This is a genomic window from Helicobacter labetoulli, assembly GCF_003670275.1.
GTDB classification, from domain to species: Bacteria; Campylobacterota; Campylobacteria; order Campylobacterales; family Helicobacteraceae; genus Helicobacter_C; species Helicobacter_C labetoulli.
Map to the genome: position 1 here is coordinate 141,352 of NZ_QXJF01000004.1, position 2,531 is coordinate 143,882.

Genomic DNA, 2,531 nt, shown 5'->3' on the forward strand with positions numbered 1-2,531 from the left:
ATCGGAAACAAATGGAGGCAACATAAAGATAGCAGAATCTATGGGGAGAGTGAGTAATGCTATAGCGTTAAGGGGACATAGTTTGTCTGTGAGCGCACATGGAAGCGAATCAAATATGATAGGTGCAAATGCTGGGGCTGCAATGGAAAAAGCATTTGAGCAATCTGCGGAACACTCAGCGAAAGTAAGTGTAGGCGTAAGAGATGCTAAAGGAAGAATGGATATGGGGTCTGATTATGCACTTGGAAAACACTTACAAACATTAGCACAAACTGGTAAGGAAATAGGAGATGCCAATAATTTCGCATCTGGTGCTAAAGTTGCGGCAGAAGAACTTACAAAACAAGCTGAAATGGTCGCAGGAGAAAATGCACAGAGTTCAACATTAAAAAAGACATCAGACAATGTTGGCAATATCACTGATGTGCTACTGGCTGCAAATCCATCTCTGGGTGTAGCAAATTTGGTAAACAAACACTTACTGGGAGGTGAATCGATTGGCGATAAAATGCAAGCAAACTTCAACAAAACAGATTTTAAAAAAGGTGTCGATAATACATACAACCAAGAAGTTGCACAAGATGCGGGCGTGAAGCGAGCTAAAGGAATAGAACAGGCAATAGCTGAGGGGGATTTTGTAAGTATGGGCGCTCAATCAACTTCACAGAGATTTTCAATGTCGGCTGGAAATGTTTTTGGAGATATGAATGTTAATTCAAGCGGCGGAAAGCAAGGCAGTTTCCAATCCGGCGTAAGCTTCTCACATAATGAATCTAGAAATTATAGCTTTGGAACAAATGTCAGCGGTGGTAGTGCAATAGCAGGAGCAGCACTCAGTATGGGTATGTCTGCCTCTACCTATGGTGCTATTAACTCTGGAGTTGCGGCTGCTGGACAAGTAGCTGGTGCTGCAGCTATGTTTTTACCCGGTGGAGCTATGGGTAAAGGTTTAGCTAATATGGGAATTATAGGTGGAGATTCTATGATGGCTGCTGGTGTAGGAGCTGCTAGAGCAACAGCAAGTAAGAGTGCTACTTCACTTCTAGATTCTGTAGGAAGGGCAGGAGCAGCACCAACACCAAGTGCAGGAGTTATAAATGCTCCTTATGTTGGTGGATATAACTTTACACCAAAAATGGCTATGCAATATAATGCAATGTCAAATCAAGGAAAAGAAATCTTTAGGAGAGAGCTTGGTAATATGTCTCCAAATAGGCTAACACAATTTGAAAGATTCTTAAAGGGAGAAGCTCAAACACCACTTGGAGGTGCTGGAGGGGGAGTAACGGGAGGAGCGTTTGGACCAGATGTTATCCGACCGTAACTAAAGTATATATCTTGACATTTACTAATATTTTGCGTATAATCACACCGACTTTCGGGTTAAATTCCGTTCCTCCCAATTATCTTCGGATTCTTGGGAGTTATTATCTCTTGCACTATCTTTCTGTCGATACATTCCAAGACATCACTTAAAAATATCTCAATGTTTTTGGGCAATATCCGCATTGTTTTACCCTTTTCTGATGCTGATATATTTGATATGTGTCTGCCATTATCTTCTCGTTTGATTTTAAGTAGATTTTCCCAATGGAAGACTCTATTTCTAATGTGCTGTATTAGCCTGACAATGAATATAAGCTTAAGTCTATTGTCATACAAGATATGATTATTTATGTCATATTTTCTCAAATCAATTTTTGACACATCAAGAATTTCCGTATAATTTACTTTTGCAAATCCATGATCTTCCCAGCCAAAAATTAGGAGTTTGCTGAGATTTACCCAAAAACCAAATGTCAATCTCGAAACAATCTGTGAATGAGTCTTTGCTTGCTCTCTATTGACTTTCCTAAAATTTTGATACATATTTTTCTCAATTTCACTCATAGCATCAAAGCTCAACAGATTGAAGCTGTTCATTAGATTAAAGAGCCATTCTTCATTGTCTGTTTTATCTCTAATAACACTATCAATTTTATTTCGAAAAAATAATTCAAATATTCCAATATATAGGCTTATGCTAGAAATTAAATGCAAATTTTTGTTATGTTGTTCCACGCTATCATAACTATTCATTCTCTCTTTTGAGAAATAAAATTCATAATCCTCAAGTTGCATCGTATTGTATATCATAGTCTCAACCAATCGTTTTTAAATTTAGCAACTAATGTATCCCGCATATTTGATTGGTTCTGTGTAGCTTTATTTTTCATTTAAAAACTCCTCCGCTTTATCTCTATCTAAAAAGATTAAAACACAAGAATACTTAATAGCTGATAAATGATAAGGCGTGTATTAATTAACAATCCTATAAGTTCCATTTGCGATGACACTTTTTACATAACTATCTCCCTGCTTATATCCTTCTCTCTGAGCTTCTTCCCTTGTTTCATCGGTCCAAATGTAATTTAACCCACTTCCAGAGCCTTGTGTTGGAGCAACAATCTTAACTTCTCCACTCTCAATTAAATCCGCCCATTTCTCTTTGGAAATATCGGGGTAAGTCACAGGTGAAAAGCGTAAATCAT

At 37.7% G+C, this 2,531-nt stretch carries 2 protein-coding genes and 1 pseudogene; 1 reads left to right on the top strand and 2 read right to left on the bottom strand.

What is annotated here, in order from left to right:
• Positions 1-1,324 (top strand): annotated as a pseudogene (locus EBF12_RS02950) (hypothetical protein); the annotation flags it as partial.
• A gap of 59 nt (positions 1,325-1,383) precedes the next feature.
• Here EBF12_RS02950 and EBF12_RS02955 read toward each other — a convergent pair.
• The gene (locus EBF12_RS02955; protein WP_121726333.1) at positions 1,384-2,136 is read right to left on the bottom strand and encodes a hypothetical protein; all 753 of its coding nucleotides are present in this window, start codon (positions 2,134-2,136) and stop codon (positions 1,384-1,386) included.
• Positions 2,137-2,298: 162 nt separating this feature from the next.
• Positions 2,299-2,531, bottom strand: a 233-nt coding sequence (locus EBF12_RS02960) for a hypothetical protein (protein ID WP_121726334.1), incomplete at its 5' end; no start/stop codon positions are given.

Excerpts from the sequence above, each read along its gene's own strand:
- EBF12_RS02955 (WP_121726333.1), bottom strand. The coding sequence starts at position 2,136 with ATGATATACAATACGATGCAACTTGAGGATTATGAATTTTATTTCTCA.